The 21,487-nt window shown below is 64.5% G+C and carries 20 protein-coding genes; 4 read left to right on the forward strand and 16 right to left on the reverse strand.

Annotated elements, in window-relative coordinates; all coding sequences use genetic code 11:
- The first annotated feature begins 12 nt into the window (after positions 1 to 12).
- Positions 13 to 2,277: a xanthine dehydrogenase family protein molybdopterin-binding subunit gene (locus AC1DMA_RS24800; protein ID WP_478145803.1), complete on the forward strand. Its 2,265-nt coding sequence runs from the start codon at positions 13 to 15 to the stop codon at positions 2,275 to 2,277.
- A 30-nt stretch (positions 2,278 to 2,307) separates the two neighbouring features.
- On the opposite strand, the gene AC1DMA_RS24805 is transcribed toward AC1DMA_RS24800, so the two are convergent.
- Entirely contained in the window at positions 2,308 to 3,762 is a 1,455-nt protein-coding gene (locus tag AC1DMA_RS24805) for an alpha/beta hydrolase (protein ID WP_478145804.1), read from the reverse strand.
- A 150-nt stretch (positions 3,763 to 3,912) separates the two neighbouring features.
- Here AC1DMA_RS24805 and AC1DMA_RS24810 point away from each other — a divergent pair, with 150 nt between their 5' ends.
- A complete protein-coding gene (locus tag AC1DMA_RS24810; protein WP_478127187.1) occupies positions 3,913 to 4,335 on the forward strand; it encodes a GAF domain-containing protein in 423 nt (140 codons plus the stop codon).
- A gap of 16 nt (positions 4,336 to 4,351) precedes the next feature.
- On the opposite strand, the gene AC1DMA_RS24815 is transcribed toward AC1DMA_RS24810, so the two are convergent.
- From AC1DMA_RS24815 to AC1DMA_RS24825, 3 genes are all read right to left on the reverse strand, one after another.
- Positions 4,352 to 4,867, reverse strand: coding sequence for a DUF1697 domain-containing protein (locus AC1DMA_RS24815; protein WP_478127188.1), 516 nt, complete (start codon positions 4,865 to 4,867; stop codon positions 4,352 to 4,354).
- 32 nt (positions 4,868 to 4,899) lie between these two features.
- Positions 4,900 to 5,124, reverse strand: coding sequence for a hypothetical protein (locus AC1DMA_RS24820; protein ID WP_478127189.1), 225 nt, complete (start codon positions 5,122 to 5,124; stop codon positions 4,900 to 4,902).
- 86 nt (positions 5,125 to 5,210) lie between these two features.
- A complete protein-coding gene (locus AC1DMA_RS24825) occupies positions 5,211 to 7,046 on the reverse strand; it encodes an ATP-binding protein (RefSeq protein WP_478145805.1) in 1,836 nt (611 codons plus the stop codon).
- 173 nt (positions 7,047 to 7,219) lie between these two features.
- On the opposite strand from AC1DMA_RS24825, the gene AC1DMA_RS24830 reads away from it, so the two are divergent.
- A complete protein-coding gene (locus tag AC1DMA_RS24830; RefSeq protein ID WP_478127191.1) occupies positions 7,220 to 7,726 on the forward strand; it encodes an SRPBCC family protein in 507 nt (168 codons plus the stop codon).
- Positions 7,727 to 7,734: 8 nt separating this feature from the next.
- On the opposite strand, the gene AC1DMA_RS24835 is transcribed toward AC1DMA_RS24830, so the two are convergent.
- Together AC1DMA_RS24835 and AC1DMA_RS24840 are read right to left on the reverse strand one after the other, a co-directional pair.
- Positions 7,735 to 8,997 (reverse strand): DUF2252 domain-containing protein, encoded by a 1,263-nt coding sequence (locus AC1DMA_RS24835; RefSeq protein WP_478127364.1) that lies wholly within the window; start codon positions 8,995 to 8,997, stop codon positions 7,735 to 7,737.
- Between the two features lie 256 nt (positions 8,998 to 9,253).
- A complete protein-coding gene (locus tag AC1DMA_RS24840) occupies positions 9,254 to 10,219 on the reverse strand; it encodes an AraC-like ligand-binding domain-containing protein (protein ID WP_478145806.1) in 966 nt (321 codons plus the stop codon).
- A 156-nt stretch (positions 10,220 to 10,375) separates the two neighbouring features.
- Between AC1DMA_RS24840 and AC1DMA_RS24845 the strand changes: the two genes are divergently transcribed.
- On the forward strand, positions 10,376 to 11,422 hold the full coding sequence (locus tag AC1DMA_RS24845; protein ID WP_478145807.1) for a carbon-nitrogen hydrolase family protein: 1,047 nt from the start codon (positions 10,376 to 10,378) through the stop codon (positions 11,420 to 11,422).
- A 12-nt stretch (positions 11,423 to 11,434) separates the two neighbouring features.
- Here the strand turns inward: AC1DMA_RS24845 and AC1DMA_RS24850 are convergent, their stop codons facing one another.
- From AC1DMA_RS24850 to AC1DMA_RS24895, 10 genes are all read right to left on the reverse strand, one after another.
- Positions 11,435 to 11,875 carry an acyl-CoA thioesterase gene (locus AC1DMA_RS24850; RefSeq protein WP_478145808.1) on the reverse strand — a complete coding sequence of 147 codons (441 nt, stop codon included), beginning with the start codon at positions 11,873 to 11,875 and terminating at the stop codon, positions 11,435 to 11,437.
- Positions 11,872 to 12,411: a MarR family winged helix-turn-helix transcriptional regulator gene (locus AC1DMA_RS24855; RefSeq protein WP_478127195.1), complete on the reverse strand. Its 540-nt coding sequence runs from the start codon at positions 12,409 to 12,411 to the stop codon at positions 11,872 to 11,874. Before AC1DMA_RS24855 ends, AC1DMA_RS24850 begins: the two co-directional genes overlap by 4 nt.
- Positions 12,408 to 13,181: an SDR family NAD(P)-dependent oxidoreductase gene (locus AC1DMA_RS24860; RefSeq protein ID WP_478145809.1), complete on the reverse strand. Its 774-nt coding sequence runs from the start codon at positions 13,179 to 13,181 to the stop codon at positions 12,408 to 12,410. Before AC1DMA_RS24860 ends, AC1DMA_RS24855 begins: the two co-directional genes overlap by 4 nt.
- A 46-nt stretch (positions 13,182 to 13,227) precedes the next feature.
- Complete coding sequence (locus tag AC1DMA_RS24865; protein WP_478145810.1) at positions 13,228 to 14,835, reverse strand: ATP-dependent acyl-CoA ligase; 1,608 nt, start codon at positions 14,833 to 14,835, stop codon at positions 13,228 to 13,230.
- Positions 14,825 to 15,556 (reverse strand): ABC transporter ATP-binding protein, encoded by a 732-nt coding sequence (locus tag AC1DMA_RS24870; protein ID WP_478145811.1) that lies wholly within the window; start codon positions 15,554 to 15,556, stop codon positions 14,825 to 14,827. The genes AC1DMA_RS24865 and AC1DMA_RS24870 overlap by 11 nt, the downstream gene beginning before the upstream one ends.
- A complete protein-coding gene (locus AC1DMA_RS24875; RefSeq protein ID WP_478127365.1) occupies positions 15,553 to 17,268 on the reverse strand; it encodes a branched-chain amino acid ABC transporter ATP-binding protein/permease in 1,716 nt (571 codons plus the stop codon). The genes AC1DMA_RS24870 and AC1DMA_RS24875 overlap by 4 nt, the downstream gene beginning before the upstream one ends.
- A gap of 137 nt (positions 17,269 to 17,405) precedes the next feature.
- On the reverse strand, positions 17,406 to 18,461 hold the full coding sequence (locus AC1DMA_RS24880; RefSeq protein WP_478127199.1) for a branched-chain amino acid ABC transporter permease: 1,056 nt from the start codon (positions 18,459 to 18,461) through the stop codon (positions 17,406 to 17,408).
- Between the two features lie 19 nt (positions 18,462 to 18,480).
- Positions 18,481 to 19,638, reverse strand: a complete 1,158-nt coding sequence (locus tag AC1DMA_RS24885; RefSeq protein ID WP_478145812.1) for an ABC transporter substrate-binding protein — start codon at positions 19,636 to 19,638, stop codon at positions 18,481 to 18,483.
- 39 nt (positions 19,639 to 19,677) lie between these two features.
- Positions 19,678 to 20,160 (reverse strand): aromatic-ring-hydroxylating dioxygenase subunit beta, encoded by a 483-nt coding sequence (locus AC1DMA_RS24890; RefSeq protein WP_478145813.1) that lies wholly within the window; start codon positions 20,158 to 20,160, stop codon positions 19,678 to 19,680.
- Entirely contained in the window at positions 20,157 to 21,482 is a 1,326-nt protein-coding gene (locus tag AC1DMA_RS24895) for an aromatic ring-hydroxylating dioxygenase subunit alpha (protein ID WP_478145814.1), read from the reverse strand. The genes AC1DMA_RS24890 and AC1DMA_RS24895 overlap by 4 nt, the downstream gene beginning before the upstream one ends.
- Positions 21,483 to 21,487 lie beyond the last annotated feature (5 nt).

A 21,487-nucleotide genomic window follows, 5' to 3' on the forward strand; every position in this document is an offset into this window, starting at 1 on the left:
GGAGACCACGACATGAATTTCGATCAGACCACCTTCGAGCTTCCGGCCAACCTGCAGGCGCTGATGCAAGGCCAGGACGACACGACACAAGCACAAGCACCAGCCACAGGCCTTCCCCGGCGCAGCTTCATGAAGCTCACGGTCGTGACAGGCTTCGCGCTGGGCGTCTTCCCGATGAGCGCACTGGCGCAGGACTCGAACGCCACCGGCGTGAAGCCCGCAGGATTGAAGCCATTGCAGCAGCCCGCTGCCTTCGTGCGAATCGACCGTGACGGAACCACCACCATCACCATCAACCGGCTCGATCTAGGACAAGGCGTGCAGACGGCGCTGCCGATGATCCTGGCGGAGGAGCTCGATGCTGATTGGTCGAAGGTCAAGAGCGTTCATGGGAACAACGATCCGGCCTACGTCGATCCAGCATTCGGCATGCACATCACCGGCGGATCGGGTTCGGTCAAGAATTCGTACACGCAATACCGTGAACTCGGTGCGCGCACACGGGCGATGCTCATCAGTGCAGCAGCGGCGCAGTGGAAGGCCGATCCGGCCACGCTGAAGACGCGCGACGGCGTCGTCATCGGCCCGGGAGGCAAGAAGCTTGGCTATGGCGAACTTGCAGAGGCGGCAATGAAGCAGCCGGTGCCGGAGGCCGTCAAGCTGAAGGACCCGAAGGACTTTCGGCTCATTGGCAAGCCCACGGGCAGGCTCGACGCGCAAGCCAAGTCGAGCGGCCAGCAAAGCTACGGCATCGACATGCGCCTGCCTGGCATGCTGACCGCCGTGGTGGCTCATCCGCCGGTGTTCGCGGCCAAGCTCAAGTCCGTGGATGACAGCGCAGCGAAGCGCATCAAGGGCGTCAAGGCCGTGCTCCGCGTTCCGCTCGACCGCGGCGGCGAAGGTGTGGCCGTGGTCGCAGACGGCTACTGGCCTGCCAAGCAAGGCCGCGACGCGCTCAAGCTCGAATGGGACACCAGCAATGTCGAGAAGGTCGACAGCGACAAGCAGCTCGCGCAGTACCGTGACCTCGCGACGAAGCCGGGCCCGCGCAAGTACGACGCCGACGTGTCGAAGCTCGCCAGCGCACCGCACAAGATAGATGCCGAGTTCGTGTTTCCCTATCTCGCGCACGCGCCGATGGAACCGCTCAACTGCACGGTCAGCCTCACCGGCGACAAGGCCGAAGTGTGGACGGGCACGCAGATGCCGGGCATTGACGGAATGGCGGCCGCAAAGATTCTCGGCGTGCCGCCACAGAACGTCAGGGTCAATGTGCAGATGGCGGGGGGCGGCTTCGGTCGCCGCGGTCTCTTGACCAGCGACTTCGTCTCGGAGGCTTGCAGCGTGGTCAAGGCCGCACAGGCAGCGGGCATCGCGGCACCGATCCGCACGCTGTGGAGCCGCGAAGACGACATAAAGGGCGGCTATTACCGTCCGATGCATCTTCACACGGCGAAGATCGGCTTCGACGCACAGGGCAAGATCATTGGATGGGACCATGCGATCGTCGGCCAGTCACTGCTGATGGGCAGCATGTTCGAGCCGATGATGGTCAAGGACGGGATCGACGCCACGGCGGTCGAAGGCATGAAGGAGCCGTACGAGATTCCGATGCGTCTCACCGTGCATCACCCGAAGCTCAACGTGCCGGTGCTCYGGTGGCGCAGCGTGGGCTCGACCCACACGGCGTTCGTCATGGAAACGCTGCTCGACGAAATCGCCCGCACCACCAGGCAAGACCCCGTCGCCTATCGCATGAAGCTCATCGGCGATCAGCATCCGCGGCACAAGGCGGCTTTGCAACTGGCAGTGGACAAGTCCGGCTACGGCAAGAAGAAGCTCGACGCAGGACGCGCCTGGGGCGTGGCCGTGCACGAGTCCTTCGATTCGGTGGTGGCGTACGTCGTGGAGGCCTCGGTCAAGGACGGCACTCCGACACTGCACAACGTCACCGCAGGCGTGCATTGCAACCTGGTGGTCAATCCGGAGACTGTGGAAGCACAGGTGCAAGGCGCCGCCGTCATGGGTCTTTCGATGTGCCTTCCGGGCGCAGCAATCACGCTCAAGGACGGTGTGGTGCAGCAAAGCAATTTCGGTGACTTCGTGGTCCCTCGAATCACCGACATGCCGAAGATCGCCGTGTACACCGTGCCGAGTGCCGACGCACCCACAGGCATGGGCGAGCCAGGACTGCCGCCGCTTGCGCCTGCGTTTGCGAATGCGGTAGCGGCGATCACGGGCAAATCGGTGCGCGAGCTGCCCTTCAAGCTGGCCTGAGCAATTGCGAAACTGCGCGGCGCTGCATGCCTACCGTCGCGGAAGACCCTCTTCGATCCGATCGGCCATGTACGGGTAGAACGGGTTCGACAATAGTCGCGTGAGAAAGTCGGAGCTGACCGCGAGCGCGCGGTTTTCTCCGCGCACGGCGAGCGCGCCGAGGCTGATGCCAAAGTCCTCTCGCCCATCCGGCTGCAATCCGTACAAGCCGTCCGTCACCGGAAACGGCAGCGCCACATGCGACAGCGAATACACCTCGCGCGGAAACGCAAGCCCCAAAGGGCGGACCTTCTCTGCCACCGCACCCGCTTCGGTGGCGCGCTCCACCACTTGCAGGGAGCCCGTGTCGTCATTGGTGATCCACGTCGCCCTGAATGATCTCGGTGCCGGCGCGAGCAATCGGGCCGGTTGCGGATCGCTCGCGTCGTTCAACAGCGGACCAAACTTGGCGCTGCGGTTCATGTCGAAGAGCACCAGCTCGCTGCCGTTCGCAGGAAGGCGCTCATAGAGACTGGTCACGATGGCGCGCGTGCTGACGGTGGCATCGACCACCGACTGGAACGTGAGGATCGGCGCCAGCCTGGCCAAGCGCCCGGCGCTCGCCTCGCGCTCGATGTGGGCCTGCAGGTCCCGCGTCAGCAGCGACGATTGCCGCGCGCCATTCACGGGAAAGGAGTTGTATTTGAAAGGATTGAACTCAGGCGTGATGCCGAGCCACGCCGCCTTCTCGAAAGCCGGGAAGACCGCCGGCCACCCGAGCACGCCGGCGAATCGCGAAAGCGCGGTCACACCGATCATCGGCGTGATGAGCACGAGCCGGTCCGGCCGCGCGAGGCTTTCGTCGTCCAGCGCATCGAGCGCGTAATTCATCGCTAGCGCCCCACCGTTGGAATAGCCGACCACGTGCAGCGGCAGCGGTGCAGGCACGCGGCGGCGGGCCTCGCGCACCGCCAGACGCGTCGCTTCCGACCAGTCTTTCCAATCGATGTTCGTCAATCCCGCGGGTACGGTCCCGTGACCGGGCATGCGCATCGCGACAGCGACAAAGCCGTGATCCCGATACAGCTCGGCGATATGGCGGAGGCTGTAGGGTGAATCCGTCAGTCCGTGCAGCAAGACGACGGCGCCGGCGGGCTGCCCCTTCGGCTCGAGCACGAACGAACGATTCCAGTCCTGCGCGAAGTGCGCCGCGTTGAGCGGGCTGGCCTCGTAGTAGCGGTTGCCGGGCACCTGGTCTTCTCGAGGCAGCTTGTCCATCACCTCGGCGCGCACTTCCGCGAAGGCGGCATTCTCGGCAGCCATGTAGGCGTTCCAGTCGGCCCTGCGGAGTTCATCGCGGGAAAGCTCATGCGGCACGTGCGTGTGCCATTGCTTGAGAGGCGGCCCGTTCTGAACGCCGTAGATGCGGCCGCCGACCAGAACGACCATGGCCGTGACGGCAATGAGTCCGATGTATTTCAGGATCCTTAACGACCGTGGCCTCATTGCTTTCCTTGAAAGTTCCGGTGACATCGGAAAACAAACGCATTGGGTTTTTGCGAGCCGCGCATTTGCCCTATAGTCATCGGAGCCGCTCCGCAGTGAGGAAGGATGACTTTGGCACCACGTAATTTCGATACATTTTCAGCGGTTCTGTTGAGCGATGGTCCCGCTGCCGCGCTTGCTTATCTGAACAAAGGCGTCCCTCACCGATACACCGCGATCTACCGCTTCGACGACAACCTTCTGCGCAACGTTCTGTTGCACGACAAACGCAATCAGCTTCCCCCTCAGTTCCTGCTTGCCGTGCCCTTCGAGCACAGCTTCTGCCAGTTCGTGCGAAAGGATCAATCGTTTCGAACGGACGACTCGGGCCACGACCAGAGGCTGACAACTCATCCATACCGGGGCGTGGTCGTGTCTTATCACAGCGTTCCTATCGCAAACAATTTTGGCGAGCTATGGGGAACGCTGAGTCACTTCGACCTGATGACCAACTCGGTATCGGACGAAGAGTTCCACCTGCTCGAACGAGCGGCGCAAGCTTTGAGCAGGCACGTGAACAAGCTGGTCACCTGACGGAGCGCCGCTGCCTTCAGGCCGCGGCGCATTTCCTGACGGTGTCCCAGGTGCGCGTGGTGACGCCATCGCCGAATGTCTTCTCGATCAACGTCATGAACACTGGGCCGCGCGGCCCGGGAACATAGGCCGAGAAGACTTCGCTGCCCTTCATCGAGAGGATCTGAGCCGCATCGAACTCGATCGGCAGCGCAAGCTTCGTTTCGCTGGGCCTGCGCAGGAAGGTGACGACGCGTTTGGCATTGGCAGGCAGTTCAAAGTCAGCGTAGGGGTCTGCCTCAATCAGGGAGCGCAGGGCATCTGCCGGTCTCACGATCGTGAGGAACGTGCGGTCGAGGCGTTGGGCCATTGCCGCCTCGGCCCTGCGTTCGAGCGCGGCGTTCGAGGCAGCGCGGGCATTGAAGACCACATTGCCACTCGACAGCAGCGTCTTCACATCGGCGAAGCCGGCGCTTTCGAAGCAGCGCTTCAGCTCCGCCATCTTGGCATTCATCGGGCTCACACCGCGAAGAAGTGCGACATAGCGAGGCATGGCGTGCGATATCGATATGTTGGACTTTGCCCTCAGTCGCAGCGATAGGTGACTTCGCCCTGTGGCGTGCCCGGTCCCTTGGTGTCGAGAAAGCGCATCGGCGCCCCGAAGTTGCGGCAGTACGCCTCGGCTTCCGCGGCAGTCGGCGACTTGAGCACGCCGTCGCCGAGAAAGGTGACGCGGGGAGCGGAGCGCGAAGCACATCCGGCGACCAGAGCCACAAACACGAAGACTGAGAAGGTAATGAAACGACGCATCAGGAAACGCATTGCTGCGAGTTGGAGAGGAATGGGTGGTGGCGTCACTGTAATCGCACCCGGCCCGGACAACTCCGCTGCCGACGTCAATCCACCGAGGCGGCCGTCGGCAGCGTGAAGCTGAACACCGCGCCACCGCCATCGCGGTGAGAAGCCCACAGCTTGCCGCCGTGCGCTTCGATCAGCTTGCGGCATATCGCCAGCCCCACGCCGAGGCCACTGGATTTGGTCGAGTAGAACGACTCGAAAATCCGCTCGAGGTCTTCGCCGGCAATGCCGACGCCGCGATCCGCGACTTCCACCAGCATGTCCGCACTCTCGTTCAAGCAGATGCCGACCGAAATCTCCCGCTCGAGGTTGGAACGGGCCAGTTCGGTGGCTTCCATTGCGTTTCGCAGCAGGTTCAGGATGACTTGCTGCAAGTGGATCTCGTCGACCACAATGCCCGGCAGTGACGTTTGCGCCTTCAGCACGATGCGGATGTCGCGCAGTTCGCAGTCCATCTTCACCATGCCGACGCATTCGGTCACGGCCCGGTCGATATCGATGAGCTTCGGCTCCAGATCGTGCCGCTGAACCATGCTGCGCATGCGCGTCACCACATCGCCCGCGCGGGTCGCCTGTCCGATGATCTTGTCGAGCAGATCGGTCAGCCGGACCATGTCGGGCGCAGGCTCCGCGGCGCGACGCCGCGCGGCGAGCGCATAGTTCTCGATCGCCCCAAGTGGCTGGGTGATCTCATGGGCGAGGCCGACCGACATCTCGCCCGCGGTGTGTACGCGCACCAGATGCGCCAGCCGTTCTCGCCAATGGGCCGCCTCGACCTCGGCTGCCAGCTTGCGGCGCTCCGCGGCCTCGCGCACGCGCAAGTTGGCGAATACTTCGGCAAGCAGGGTCACGCCGGGCGTCAATGCATCCGGCCATTCGTGTTCGAGCTCGATGCTCGCCAGAGTCAGCGCCCCGGCGATGCTGCCCCCCACCCTGATCGGCACGGCCAGCAGTGAACGTATGCCGAGCTGACGCAGCGTCTCCGCGTCCGCCTGCGCCTTTGGCGGGAGGTCTGGAACGTGAACGATTCGAATGACACTGCCGCTTCGGACCTGCGCGTAGATCCACGGCAACTGGGGCACTTTGCCCTCCGCCGCAGGGCCTGCGAATCCGTCGGCGTTCCACTGCTGTGTCACCCCGAACGGGATATTGGCGCCGACGTGCCAGAGCGCCGCTCTTTCGGCGCCCACGAATTCGCCAATCTGCCGAAGGCCCAGCGCCATCGCCTGGTTCTGCTCGCCGGGCTTCGACATCAAGAGGGACGCGAGGATGCCACTTGCAAGCCGCTCGAAGCCCAGCGCCATCTGGAGTTCCTCCTGCGCGCGTTTGCGAGCGAGTGCGCTCCCGAAAATCTCCGCCAGGAGCCGCATGCGCGCCAGCAGGTCGTCCGGCCAGCTCCGCTCTTTGTGAACGCAGCCGAATCCGAGACTTCCATGCAATTGCCCTCCCACGGTGATCGGCATCATCACGTGAGACTTCAAGCCGATCCTGCGCCAGGTCTCCTTGTCGACGCTTGCTTCAGGCGGTAGTTCGTCCAGCCGCGCAAACGCAATCGGCTCGTTGGCTCTCGCCTTCAGCAGCCCCCATGGATTCGTTTCACGCGCCGACTTGAATTTAGGCACGAGGTCCACGCCCTCGATGGCGTAGGAGTGGGTTGCCTCCGCGCGGCCGGTGATCGGGCAAAGGCGATTCAGCGTGGATCGATCGATGCCCAGGGTCGAGACCATCCGCGCCAACCCTTGATTGATCGCGCCATCGATGTCTTGCGCAGGCAGCGAGATGAACGCGGCCGACAAGTCCGTGAGCAGGCGCTCGAATCGGAGCAGCTCCTCCAGCGGTGCTTGGGACGGGGCCGAAGCGACAACGTCATTCATGGTCGTGCGGAAAGGGCAGTTCGGCTGGCTTCGGATTTGGATTCGATCCTAGTGCAGAACACCCGCCATCGAAGCTCATGAAATGCACCTAATGCCACGTCTTCGAGACCTTCTGCCACGTACGTGGTCTTAGGTGACCACCGGGATGGATGCACGCCAATCAGCGCGCCAGAATGAAAGTTCCGATCGGAGATCGAACCATGCACTTTGCCTGCCGCCCCGTCGATGCGTCGTTCTTCGACACAGCACCCTTGCAGTTCAAGAACATCGTCGACCTCGAGGCGCCGCCCTCGAAAGTCTTTGCCGTCTTCGAAGATGAGGCATCCTGGCCGCAATGGTTCCATGCCATTCACAAGGTCGTCTGGACCAGTGAAAAACCGTATGGTGTCGGCACGACCCGAACCGCGTCGCTTGCTGCAGCCAATATCGACGAGCACTTTTTCATCTGGGAACCCGACCACCGGATGGCGTTCTACGCGACTGGCACCTCCGTGCCGCTGGCCCATGCCATGGCGGAGGACTACCAGTTGGAAGAAACCGAGCCCGGAAAAACCCGGTTTACCTATCGCGTTGCCATGGACCCGCACCTCGCGATCAGCATGGGCGGCCCGCTGTCGAAGATGTACTTCGAATCAATGTTCGCGAGTGCCTGCAAGCATCTGCAGAGCTACGTGAAGTAGTCGAGAAGCTACCCGGCGGCAGGGGCCAGGAGCCGCTCCATCGCCGCCACTTGGACGGCGCCTTCGCGCGCTGCGGCGGCAAAGGCGTTGTAATCGCGATGGGTCTGCCGCGCATACCTTTCCGCAAAGCGAACCATGGCGTTGTCGAACACGTCCGACTTGCCGAGATAGCCGCCGATCGTTGCCGCATCTCCTGACTTGGCATGCGCCAGCGCCAGTGCCCAGCCGCAGATGCTGCAATATTGGGAAAAGGCCGACGGGCTGGTCGCGTGTGGTTCAAGTTCGATGCTGCCCTTCATGTCGCGCAACTGGCGTACGTAGTAGTCCACGCCATCGAGCCGGCCCCAGCCGAGGAAGATGTCGGGCGAACCCTGAATGAGCCGCTGTCCGACCACCACGCGCCGCCCCTGGTTTGCGGGCATCGCGAATTCGGCATCCGGCGGCAGGTAAGGCGACAGCACCGAAGGCTGCGCCTCCTTGATCTGAAGGAACAACGGATCATCCTTGTCCCGGCCTTGCAACAGGATCACCCAGCAGCGCGTGCCGACGCTGCCGACGCCGACGACCTTCTGCGCGAAATCCATCACCCGATAGCGCGACAGCAGTTGGCGCCGCTCGGGCGCCAGCGAGTCGAGGTAGGCGAAGAGGAACCGGCCCAACGCCTCCTCCACCGGCCGCCCTGCCGAGGTATGCGTCGCCCGCACGATGAAAGGATGCTGCTCGACGATGTGATGCCGGTTGTCGATGAGGTCGGTCATCTTGTCCAGCACCTGCAGATGGTTGCGCTTGCGAGCCTTTTCCAGCACGGCCACCGCGCCGGGCTGAAGCCATGGCGGCAGCGCATCGAGCAGCCTGGCGCTGTCGATCGTGTCGTACCACACGTCGAGTTGGCCCATGCCGGCATAACGCCGAATGTGCCGGCGGTAGCTCTCGACGGCGGTGCGGGATGCTGTTTCGCAGGCCACGGCATCGCCGCCCAGATACTGCGTCGCAACAAATGCGCTGGCGGCAAGTCGCTTGATGTCCCATTCCCAGGGGCCGGGTTGCGTCTCGTCGAAGTCGTTGATCGCGAAAACAAGCTGCCGCTCGGCCGAAGCGAAGACGCCGAAGTTCGCCACATGCATGTCACCACAGGTCTGCACCTGGAGCCCCGTTGTCGCGCTCGGCGCCAGATCCGCCGCCATCACTGCCGCCGATCCGCGAAGGAATGCGAAAGGCGACTGCATCATGCGCATATGGCGCACCGGCACCAGTTCGGGAATGCGCGTCAACGCCTGCGTGCGAATGATTCCAACCGGATCGACTTTCGGCGGCCGCTGAAACTCACCATGGCTCGCACGGGGAACGCGTTCTCGCAGCGCCTTGCCGGCGGCCATCCGCTCGTCGACGCTGGGCCTCTCACTGGTGAACGCATCGGAGAGCTCCTGCGCCCTTGCTGCGTGTTCGCTGCTTTCGGGTTCGTTCCGCTGGATTCGCGCCATGCCTCCTCGCTCCGTTTTTTGTTACTTTGGGCGTCATTCTGAATCCTCAGTGCGGGATCTGCTGGCGCCACTCGCGCGGCGAGCAGCCGAAGCGCTCGCGGAAGGCACGGCTGAAGTGCGCTGCGTCGCTGAAGCCCCGGCCATAGGCGATCTCGCCCACTGTGCGACCCGCAAGACGCGGATCGAGCAAGTCGCGGCTGCAGGCCTCGAGGCGGCGTTCCCAGATGTATTGCGACGGCGTCAAAGGCTCGCTTTTGAACACCCGGTGGATCTGGCTGACCGACATGCCAAGCTCCCCCGCCAGCGCGCCCACCGACAGCGCAGGATCTTCCAGCCGGGCGTCGATGCGCCGCTTGATGCGCGCGAGATGGAATGCCGTCAGGTTGCTCAGGGCCGGTGAGCGCGCGGCCGGCAGCGTCTGCAGGCCCGCGACCAGGATGTTGAGCACCCCGCTCGCCACCGCAAGCGCCGATGCAGGCTGCAGCGCATCGATGTCTTCGCGCAGCGTCCGGATCATGCCGAGCAGCAGATGACCGGCACCCGCGCGGCCCGACACGGTGGTGGCGGTCAGCGCTTCCGTCTCACGCAGTTCACTGCGGAGCCGCTCGCCCGGCAGCTTGAGGACGATCTGCTCGAAGGCGCCGTCGAACAGCAACTGATAGGGGCGCGTGCTGTCGTACAGGGCGAAATCCCCCACCGATAGCACAGCGTCTCGCCCGTCCTGCCGCACCACGCCCCGGCCGCGCGCCTGGATGCTGACCAGGAAGTAGTCGTCTGAAGACCGCGCAATGTGGGCGGGCGTGCGCATGACCTTCTGCGGCCCGGAGGTCACCACCGACACGTCGAGACTTGGCAAGGTGTGCTGCCGGATGCTGCCTTCGAAATCGCCCCTCCCACCCGGGGCAGGCACCGGATCGCAGCCGAGCTGGACGTAGACATTGCAGATCATGTCCGTCCAGTACGCGAGACGCTGGTCGCGGGGAACGAGGTCGGTGCTGAGCAGCCGGGCCATCAGAGGCTCCTTCCGAAATTCGGCGTTGCAACGCTGAATCAAGAACGCCGCGCGTTCCGGACAAGGCGCATTCTGGCGGCGAACTTACGCTTCAAGCAACGCGCATGCCACCGCGCTAACCCGAAGAGATTCCTTCCCAACCACCCGGAGCCCCTGATGTCCAGCAAAGCCCATCCCCGTCTTCGCGTCGCCGCCGTGCAGGCCGCCCCCGTGTTCCTCGACCTCGACGGCACGATCGACAAGACCATCGACCTCATCGCGCAGGCGGCAAGCCAGGGCGTGAATCTGATCGCATTCCCGGAAACATGGGTGCCGGGCTATCCGTGGTGGATCTGGCTCGATTCGCCGGCCTGGGGCATGCAGTTCGTGCAGCGCTATCACGACAACTCGCTCGTCGTCGGCTCGGCCGAATTCGATCGCGTCAGGGATGCCGCGCGCAAGCACAAGATGTGGGTTTCGCTCGGCTACAGCGAGAAAGCAGCCGGCAGTCTGTACATCGCGCAGGCGCTGATCGACGAGCAGGGCAATACGCTGCAGACGCGCCGCAAGCTCAAGCCCACGCACGTCGAACGCACCGTTTTCGGCGAGGGCGACGGCTCGGACCTCAGCGTGATCGAGACGCCGGTCGGCAACATCGGCTCGCTCTCCTGCTGGGAGCATCTCCAGCCGCTCAGCAAGTACGCGATGTATTCGCAGAACGAGCAGATCCATTGCGGCGCGTGGCCCAGTTTCTCGCTCTATCGGGGCGCCGCCTATGCGCTGGGCGCGCAAGTCAACAACGCCGCAAGCCAGGTGTATGCGGCGGAAGGTCAATGCTTCGTGGTCGCGCCCTGCGCCACGGTGTCCAAGGGCATGCACGAGATGCTGTGCACCGATCCGGGGAAGCAACAGATGCTGCTTGCGGGCGGAGGCTTCGCGCGCATCTACGGGCCGGACGGCTCGCCGCTGGGAACCAACTTGCCGGAAGACCAGGAAGGACTGGTGGTGGCCGATATCGATCTTGGAATGATCTCGCTGGCCAAGGCGGCCGGGGATCCCGCGGGCCACTATTCGCGGCCGGATGTCACGCGGCTGCTGTTCAACAAGACGCGGCGTGAGCCGGTGGTGATGCAGCGGCCGGGAGAACTCGAGGCGGGAGGCTTCGAGGCGGTTGCGCCGCAGGGCGAAGCGGCCGCCGGGCCCCGACAGGCACTTGCGGCCTGAACCGGGGGAGCGTCAGGATTCGGCCTGTGCTCCACGCGAGATGGCCTCGCGCATCGCCGCCGGAATCTCGATCGCGCGATGACTTTCAAGCGAGGTGGTCACCAGCACCTGCCGCATGCGCATGCGCGTCTCACCTTGGTGATCGAAGCAGTGCAGTCCCAGCGTGATCGAGCGCGTGCCCAGGCGCTCCACGGTCAGCCCGAGGATCACGCGGTCGCCCATCCGGCTCACCGCGCGAAAGTCCGCCTCCAGGCGCACCGTGGGCAAGCCGATCCGCTGGTCGACGATGAGCTTGCGATAGCCGATGCCGAGTCCTTCGTCGACCCAGTCTTCCACCAGGCCGTTGAACATCACGAAGTACTGCGGATAGAAGACGATGCCCGCGGGGTCGCAGTCGGAAAACCGGATGAGCCGCTCGCGGCGGAATTTCGCTGCCGCGGCGGGTTCGCTCATGGGTTGTCCTCCGGAGTGGGTTCGTTGCGCATCATTTGCACGCGCAGTTGCCCGAGTTGGCTGTGCAGTTGGCGCACGGTCTTCATGTCGAGCCCGGAGAACATCTCGAGGATCCACTGCTCGTGCTCCTTGGCCATGGTCTCGAAAGTGCGGCGCCCCTTGGCCGTGAGGCTGACGATCCATGCGCGGCGGTCATCGGGGCTCGGCGTGCGCGAGACGACGCCTTCGCGCTCCAGCTCGTCCGTGAGGCCGGTCACGTTGCCGCCGGTCACCATCAGATAGCGCGAGAGCACGCGCATCTTCAGCCCTTCGCGGTAGCGATAGAGCTGCGCCATGTAGTCGAAGCGCGCGAGCGTGATGCCGAAGCGCTCGCGCAGCCGCTTACGGATTTCGGATTCGATCTGGGTAGTGCTCGCAAGCATGCGCAGCCACAGCCTGAGCACCGCATGGTCCTCATGGCCGGCCCGTGCTTCGTGCCCCAGTTCTTCCGCATCGCTGAGCACGGCATGCGAAGGGTCGTTGGTGCTGTCGATCAAGTCACTTCTCCTCCGGACACGGAAATGGACTGCCCGGTGACCGAGGCGCTGCTCTCTCCGCAAAGCCAGCGCACGGCATCGGCCACTTCGCCAGGCTGCACGATGCGGCGTTGCGGGTTCACTCCGGCGAACTCGGCCAGCGCATCGGCTTCGCTGCGGCCGGTCTTGCCGACCACATTCGCGACGCTGGCGCGCAGGATGTCGGTGTCGGTGTAGCCGGGACAGACGGCATTGACGGTGATGCCCTTGCGCGCCACTTCGAGCGCGAGCGATCGCGTCAGCCCGACGACGCCGTGCTTGGCAGCCGTGTAGGCGGCAACGTAGGCATAGCCCTTCTGCCCCGCCGTGCTCGCGATGTTGACGATGCGGCCCCAGCCTGCGTCGAGCATGTCCGGCAATGCGGCTTGCGCACAAAGAAAGCTGCCGGTGAGATTGACGGCCAGCATCCGCTGCCACAGGTCGACGGATGTCTTCAGGAAAGGTGCGCTCTCCGCCTGACCGGCGTTGTTGACGAGGATCGACACAGCGCCTGAAGCGGCACGCAACGCATCGAAAGCGGCGCGCACCGACTCTGGATCGCTCACATCGACGGTGGCGACACTGTGGCCCGCGCCAGGGAGTGCGCCGCATGCGCGTTCCAAGGCCGCCCGATCACGGCCCAGCAGGCTGATCCGAGCGCCTTCGGAGGCAAGGGTTCTTGCGATCTCGGCACCGATTCCGCGTGCGGCGCCGGTCACCACGGCGTGGCGACCCTTCAAGGCATTGTTCATGGCGGACTCAATTGATTGACAACTAAATAATTTTATCCGCGCGCATTCAGCGGACGCGCGAGACTCGCGCCGCCCGGTCCCACGTGCCCGCAGTCACGCCGCGCTCTCGCAGCTTGTATTTCTGTACCTTGCCGTTCTCGGTGCGCGGCAGATCATCGAGCAGGTCGACGTAGCGCGGCACTGCGAAGTAAGGCAGGCGCGCTTCGCAGAACGCGATGAGTTCCTGCACCTCGATCGGCCGCTCAGGGCGCCCGACCAGCGCGACCATCACTTCATCTTCGGCAAGCTCGGAGCGCACCGGGTAGACCGCGCAAGACGCCACGCATGGATGACTCAGCAACACCTGCTCGACTTCGAAAGACGAGATGTTCTCTCCGCGACGGCGGATCGCGTCCTTGATGCGGTCGACAAAACGAAACGCTCCATCGGCATCGCGTATCACTCGGTCGCCGGTATGGAACCACAAATTGCGCCACGCCTCGACCGTCTTCGCGGGCATGTTGAAGTAGCCGTTCGCGAATGCATAGGGCTCATCGGCACGCAGCAGAAGCTCACCAGCCTCGCCCGGCGGGAGTTCGACATCGTCATCGTCGGCAACGCGCGCCTGGAAGCCGGGACGCAGCCAGCCCATGACGCCGCCCCGTGGCGAATCCGGTGCGGTCGCGATCGCGAAGTTGGTCTCGGTCGATCCGTAGCCCTCGAGCAGTCGCACGCCAGTGCGCTCGAAAAAGGCCTTGCCCGCCGCCGCGGGCACGCCGGGGCCCAGGCCGGTGCGTACGCGGTGGTCGCGCTCGCCGCGGCCCTCCGGCTGCGCGAGGAGGATCGGCACCATCGCACCGAGCAGATACACGACCGTGGCACCGCTGGCGCGCATGGCAGGCCAAAAGCCGGAGGCCGAGAAGCGCTGCTCGAACACCACTTCACAGCCAACGACCGCAGCCTGCGCAAAGGTGTTGAGCGCATTGATGTGAAAGAGCGGCAGCGTCGTGCACAGCACGTCATCGGGGCCGACGCCCAGCACCTCCGCACTGTTGACGCCCCACCAGAAGTACTGTGCGTGCGGACAGACCACGCCTTTGGCAGGTCCGGTCGTGCCGGAGGTGTAGAGGATCGCGAGCGGATCGCCAGGCTGCATGGCGGCCGGCGCGATGGCCTCTGCAGAGGCCGGGAAGCTTGTGACGCGCACGGTCGCGGGAGCTTGCCACGCTTGGGCGCCATCACCTGGCATGTCGTCGACGACCCAGACCTCGCGCAGCTTCGTGCTGGCCAGGTCGGCAGTGACCAGGCGCTCCACGAACTGGGCTTCGATGACCAGCAGATTCGCTTCGCTGTTGGCAAGGAAGTATTCGATCTGCGGCCCCATAGAGGCAGTGTTGATCGGCACCGTCACCGCACCCAGCCATCCCGCGCCAAGAAAGACTTCGAGGAACTCGATCCGATTGGCGCACATCAGCGCGACCCTGTCGCCGCGAGAGACGCCGGCCTGCACCATCGCCGACGCGCGCGATGCAGCCGCAGCGCCAGCATCCTCATGCGTCCACGTACGCCCCGCGATTCGAAGCAGCGGCCGACTGCCGAAAAGCACGGCTTGCCGCTGAAGCAGCGCCGGCAGCGTGCGCTGCGCAGGCGGAATGGCCCGCGCCTCAGTCGTCATCGTGCGTGCCTCCGCCGAGGTAGGTCGCCTGCACGCGCGGGTCGCTGGCGAGATCGGCCGAGACGCCGGACAGCGCAATCTCCCCGGTTTCGAGCACGTAGCCGTGGTCGGAGCTTTCAAGTGCGGCGCGCGCGTTCTGCTCCACCAGCAGGATCGACACGCCGTCTTCGCGCAGCTTGCGCACGATGGTGAGGATGTCCCGCACGATGAGCGGCGCGAGGCCCAGGCTGGGCTCGTCGAGCATCAGCAGTCGCGGCGCGGACATCAGCGCGCGTCCTACCGCCAGCATCTGGCGCTCGCCACCGGAAAGCGTGTCGGCGCGTTGCGCGCGCCGCTCCGCCAGGCGCGGAAAGCGGTCGTACACCGATTGCAAGCGGCGCTTGAGTGCATCGCTGCGCAGGCGCTTCGAGAAAGCGCCGAGCTGCAGGTTGTCGAGCACGCTCAGCTCGCCGAAGAGTTCGCGCTTCTCGGGCACGAGGCACAGGCCTCGTTCGACACGCGCCTCGACATCCAGCCCGTGCAGGTCCTCGCCTTCAAAACGCAGGGTGCCCTTGCTCGGAAGCAAGCCCATGGCGGCAGCAAGCAAGGTGGTCTTGCCTGCGCCGTTCGGGCCGATGACGGAGATGATCTCGCCAGGCTCGAGGTTCAGCGAAACACCTCGCACGGCATCGACTTGCCCATACGAAACATGCAGATCGGCGATCTCCAGCATCGCCGTCATACGACGCTCCCGAGGTAGGCGGCCTGCACGCGCTCGTCGGCGCGCACTGCAGAAGGCACACCTTCCACCAGCTTGGAGCCGAAATTCATCACCACCAGCCGGTCCACCAGTTTCATCACGAAGTCCATGTCATGTTCGACGATGAGGATGGTCACGCCCTCCTCCCGCAGCTTGCGCAGCAGATCGCCAAGGGCTATCTTTTCCTTGCGACGCAAACCCGCAGCGGGCTCGTCAAGCACGAGCAACACAGGGTCTGCGGCGAGTGCGCGCGCGATTTCGAGGATGCGCTGCGTGCCGAGCGGCAGGCTGCCGGCCATTTCATGCGCGCGGTCGCCAAGACCGATGCGATCGAGCTGGCGCTGTGCTTCCTGGAGGATCTGCCGCTCCTCCGTTCGGTCGAGCCGCAACCCAGCCTTGAGCAGCCCGGTCGTCGTCCGTGAATGCGCGCCAAGCGCCACGTTGTCCAGCAGGCTCATGTGCGGCCGAAGCTTCACGTGCTGGAACGTGCGCGCAAGCCCCAGCCGAGCGACCTTGCGCTGCGGCATGCCTGCAATGTCCTTGCCGAGGAAGCGCACCTGGCCCGAACTCATCGGCAGCGTACAAGTCAGCAGATTGAACATGGTCGACTTGCCGGCGCCGTTCGGGCCGATGAGGCCGATGATTTCGCCGGCGTTCACTTCAAAGCTCACGTCGTTCACGGCCACCAGTCCGCCGAAGCGCTTGACCGCGCCTGTGACTGACAGGATCGGCGACCCCCTTTGCGGCAAAGTGCGATTCGGCAGCGGCGCTACGGGTGCCGTCGCCTCACGCGATGGCGGGGCGAACCGACCACGAGTCCAGCGGCGCACGAAACCCATCAAACCGCCGCGCGCGAAGTGCAGCAGCAGGATGAAGAGCGTCGCGAAGGCGACCGCCTCCAGCTGCCCGGCGCTCTGCGTCAGCATCGGAAGCACATCCTGCAGGGCGTTCTTCATCAGAAGCACCAGCGCAGAGCCGACGAGTGCGCCTGCGAGCTGACCCAGACCACCCGCCACGGCCATCAGCAGGTATTCGATGCTCGCGCGCACATCGAAGGGCGATGGGCTCACGAAGCGGTTCATGTGCGCATAGAGCCAGCCCGCAAGTCCTGCGAACAACGCGGCTGTGACGAAGAGCGAGAGCCGCACGCGGTAGGCATCCTCACCCACGCTGGCGAGCAGCGTCGCACCGCCGCGCAAACTGCGAATGGCACGGCCCGGCCGCGATTGCAGCAGGTTGACGCTGAACAGGAACGCCAGTCCGACCAGCGCCCAGATAAGGTAATAGATGGCCCGCGGATCGGCCAGTGACCAGCCTGCAATGCTCAACGCCGGAATGTTCGACAAGCCCGTGTGACGGCCCAGCCCGTCGACATTGCCGAACAGCATCGCGATCGACAAACCCCAGGCGATGGTGCTCAGCGGCAGAAAGTGGCCGCCCAACCGAAGCGTGAGCATGCCGATCGCCAATGCCGAAAGGCCGGTCAGCAACAGCGCGAAGAGCAGTCCGATCCATGGCGACATTCCCTGCGCCGTGGTGAGCCATGCCGTCGCATAAGCCGCGATTCCGACGAACGCCGCCTGCCCGAATGATGTCGCTCCGCCGATGCCGGTGAGCAGCACAAGACCCAATGCCACGAGAGCGCCGATGCCGATGTCGTTCAGCAGGGAGACCGTGAAGTTGCTCGCCAGCATGGGCGCAATCGCCAGCACGGCGACGAGAAGGGCGATCCACAGGCGTCGCTGACTGAACCAGCCGCCGTGCGCCGCCGCCTTGGGGCTCTCTGTGGCGAGCGCCAGGGAAGCGTCGCCCGGGGTTCCGATCGATTGGCTCATTGGTCCACCTCGTCTTCTTCCTCTTCGGAGTGAACGGTCATGTACGACCTCAGCATCAGCACCGGGATCAAGAGACTGAACACGATGAGGTCCTTGAGCGCGCCGCTCCAGAACGATGCGAAGCTTTCGACCACGCCGACAGCCAGTGCGCCGATGGCCGTCATCGGATAGCTCACGAGGCCGCCGATGATGGCGGCGACGAAGGCCTTCAGGCCGATGATGAAGCCAGAGTCGTAGTACATGGTCGTCACGGGTGCGATCAGCACACCGATCAGTCCGGCCAGCAACGACGCGCTGCCATACGCCAGCAGTGCCGTCCGCGCCGGGCGGATGCCGACGAGTCGCGCGCCGACGCGGTTGACCGCCGTCGCGCGCAGCGCCTTGCCGGCAACCGTGCGTTCGAACACGAGGAAGAACAAGCCGCTCAAGACAATGGCCGAGATCACCATCAACAGCACCTGGCCGCTCACGGTGAAGCTGTCACCGATGGAGAGCACGCCGCTGGCAAGCGGATTGGTGCGCGAACCTTCCGGACCGAAGAACAGCAGGCCAAGCCCCGACAGCAGGAAGTGCAACGCCAGGGAAACGATCAGCAGCACCAGCACCGATGCATCGGCGATCGGCTGGAAGACCACCCGCGCCAGCAGCGGCGCAATGGGGACCACAAGAAGCACAGTCACTGCGATCTGCACAGCGGCTGGAGCGCCTGCGCGCGACGCGGCCCATGCCAAGGCGCAAGGCACGAGCGGCAGCACGCCCCAGGCCAGGATGGCTTTGGGAATCCTCGATGCCTCGCCCTTTCGGATCAGGCTCCCCATCTCGGTGAGCACCGCGAGCGCGGCCAGCACCATGACCAGCCCGATGGTCGGCGGCAGCCGGCCGGTCTCGAAAGCCGCCAGGGTCAGCGCAGCAAAGGCTGCGATGTCGCCGAAGGGCACGAACACCACCCGGGTCACGGAAAAAATCAGCACCAGACCCAGCCCGGCGAGCAGATAGACCGCGCCGTTGGCGAGCCCGTCAGTGCCCAGGATGAGCGCCACGTCCCATGTCATTGCAAAGTCCTTCGGGTGATCAGGGCGCCAGCTTCCACTGGCCGTTGTCCAGCTTCACGATGACGCGGGCGCGCTCGTCGACGCCGTAGAGATTTCCCGGCTTGAAGTTGTAGACGCCGTGCGTTCCCACCACTTCCTTGGTGCTGGCGATGGCGTCGCGCAGCGACAGCCGGAATTCCGGCGTGCCCGGCTCGCCCTTCGCGCGCGCGGCCGCGTCGGTGAAGACCAGCCAACCGTCGAAGGAATAGGCCGAGTAGGCGTCGCTCGTCGGCGCGTTGTTGGTCTTCTGGAAGACCTTGCGGAAGTCGAGTGCGATCTTCTTGGTCGGGTATTCGTCGGGCAGTTGCTCGGCGACGATCACGGGGCCCGTCGGCATCAGCGCCCCCTGACCTGCCGCGCCGACGACGCGCACGAAGTCGGGGTTGATCAGGCCGTGCTGTCCGTACACATGCCCCTTGAATCCACGTTCGTTCAGCGCCAGGAAAGGCAGAGCGCCCGGCGTGCCGGCGCCACCGGTCATCACTGCATCGGGCTTCATTGCCAGCAGCTTGAGGACCTGGCCGGTCACGGAAGCGTCGGCGCGCGCGTAGCGCTCGTTGCCCAGCACCTTGATGCCGGCAGCCGGCGCGGACTTCATCAGCGCCTCATAGACCAAATCGCCCCAGGCGTCGGAGAAGCCGATGTAGCCCACCGTCTTGACGCCGTCCTTCTTCATGCGCTGCACCACGGCGTCGATCATCAGTTGCGTCGGTTGCGCGACAGTGAACACCCAGGCGTTCTCCGCCGGATCGAGCTGGATGGGTGTGAGGCCGATCATCGGCACCTTGGCATCGCGGCCCACCTGTGCCATCGCGATGGCAGCAGGCACGCCCGAAGTGCCCATCAAGATGTCGACCTTGTCCTCCTCGACCAGCTTGCGCGCGTTGCGCCCCGCCGTCGTGGGATCGGAGCCGTCATCGAGCACGATGAGCTGGATCTTGTGGCCGTTGACCTCCGGCTTGTAGGCGAGCGCGGCCTGCATGCCCTTGGCGTAGGGCACGCCCAGCGACGAGTTGGGCCCGGAAAGCGAAACGCTCAGGCCGACCTTGATATCGGCTGCGAGCGCGGTCATCGCCAGACTGGCGCCCAGCGCGGCAGCGAGCGCTGTGCGCGCGAAGGTCTGCATCAAGCTCTTCATGTCGTGACTCCTGGTGGGGTGAAATGGATGAGCACTCGCTCAGATGAACAACTGGATCGCCGGCAAAGCACGCCAGGCGTTGAGAAGATCGACCCGCTTCAGCCGGATCGACCAGCCGGCGGCATCGCGAACGAGAAGATGGCGGCAGGTGCCAGCCAGCGTCACCTGGTCCTCGCCGCGCGCTTCGACGTAAATGAAGGGAGTCCGGAGTGCCACTTCGCCGCTCGCCGCGTCTTCGCGCTCGACGATGGAGCGTTGCAGCACATGCTGGCAGTGGCTGGCGGGATGCTGCGAATGAGCACGCGGATTCTTGAGCCTGTCGATGCGCAACTGCAGCAGCAGCCGGTCTTCATAGGCAATCGAGTTGTGCGATTGAGGATCGGCCTGCGCTGCGCCGAGAAGCGGCACCCAGTAGCGTCCTTCTTGCGCGAAGAGCGCCAGCCAGTCGTCGAAACGCCGTGCGTCGAGCAGCGCGGCTTCTTCGGCGATGAAATCGCGGGGGTCGGTCATCGTGGCTGTCATGGCCTCGCCTCCATGCCCGCCGTCATGAACTTCGCCCAGGCGCGAAACTGATTGCGCATCAGCAACTCGTTGGTGCCGTTGGTGGTGATCGAAGCTTGCGAGAGCTCGGCGGCGTCGAAATTGCGGTGCAGGCTCACCCACTCGTTGCCTTCCGCGCGAAGGCCCTGCTGCATGCTCTCGAAGAGATGCACGTCGTCGTGCGCCACGACAGACATGGGCGAGAAGACGAGCCGGTTGTAGCTCATGGCTCGCTCGAAGAGCAGGTCGGGCGCTCCCGCGGCGCGGAAGCTCCAGGCCTCGATCAGCGTGCGGTTTGGGGCCAGCGGGCGAATCACGCGAATCGCCTGCGGCGAGCCCTTGACGGACAAGCTGGGAAAGAACACCGAATTCTGCGGGGAACGCTGCAGGATCTCGGCCGCACGTTCCACGCCGTGAGCGGCCTGCATGGCTGCTTCGTATTCGGGCAACTGCGCATAGTTGGAATGGATGCTGAAGTTGACGCCGAGCACGCTGTGCCCGTTGGCGTAGACGCGGCCGCCCATCTTGTCGAAGAAGTCGTAGCCGGAGCCGAACGGGAGGATCTGCTCCATGGCCATCGGCTTGGGTTCATCGGCCGCGCGCCCCTGCCAGAGCGCATCGGCGGCCTGCGTTGCCGACTCATGCGTCGACATCGGATGCACCGTGTCGTTGATGTTCTCCAGGTACATCTTCCAGTTGCAGTGGATGATGTTGCGCATCACGCCGCCGCCGACCGTCAGTCTACCTTCGGGCGATCGATCGACCATGTTGTCGATGGCATGCAGCACGTCGCCGAAGTAATCGCCGAACTCAGGGCCTTCATCCGACAACCGCGCGAAAACAAAGTCGCGATAGACGGYGACGTTCTTGAGCGCCGTCAGCCCCCGCCCCGACTCGCATTCCTTCAGGCGTGTGCCTTCGTAGCCACTCTTGAGCGGAATGGCGAGCGGCGCACCGTCGAGCTTGTAGGTCCACGCATGGTAGGGACAGCGAAAGAACTTGCCCGTGTTGCCGCACTCGTCCGACACCAGCCGGGTCCCCTTGTGCGCGCATCGGTTGTAGAACACGCGTACGGTGCCATCGGCCTGGCGAACCATCATCACCGGCCGGCCCGCGAGGTCGAGTGACCAGAAGTCGCCGGTGTTCGGCACCTGGCTGGCGTGCCCGACATAGAGCCAAGTGTTGGCAAAGAACTGCTCCTGCTCCAGGGCGAAGAGTTCTTCGCTCAGGTAGACGTCCCGATGCACACGATCGTCCTGCACGAGCGCGCGAATGGCTTCTGGCTGGTTGCGGTAGGTGTTCATCGCCA

Source organism: Variovorax sp. 05N34, assembly GCF_056397405.1.